Raw genomic sequence first — 308 nt, forward strand, 5'->3', positions numbered from 1 at the left:
GGCGTATCCGCCGCTTGATCACCTCGATCTGTACTTGCCTGGCGCCAACGGCGAATACCGACTGGTGCGCCAGACCGGCGATGCCTTGCCCTTCGCCAGTCGCGAGATCCGCCAGAACAACTACCTGTTCGACCTTCCCTTCAAACCGGATCAACAGCAGACGCTGTACCTGCGACTGGCCAGCGAAGGCTCGATCCAGGCGCCGGTGACGTTGTGGTCGAGCACCGCGTACCTCGAAGACCAACCGGTGCGCCTGTATGTGCTCGGCATCATTTATGGCGTGCTGCTGGGGATGCTGGTTTACAACC

The 308-nt window shown here is 61.0% G+C and carries 1 protein-coding gene; it reads left to right on the top strand.

All coding sequences use genetic code 11. The annotated features are described in order from the left end of the window. Positions 1-308 (top strand): 7TMR-DISMED2 domain-containing protein (locus AAEY83_RS13720; RefSeq protein WP_351059644.1); only part of this gene is annotated, 308 nt, incomplete at both ends.

This window comes from Psychrobacter sp. TB20-MNA-CIBAN-0197 (assembly GCF_040309765.1).
Classification (GTDB): Bacteria; Pseudomonadota; Gammaproteobacteria; order Pseudomonadales; family Moraxellaceae; genus Psychrobacter; species Psychrobacter submarinus.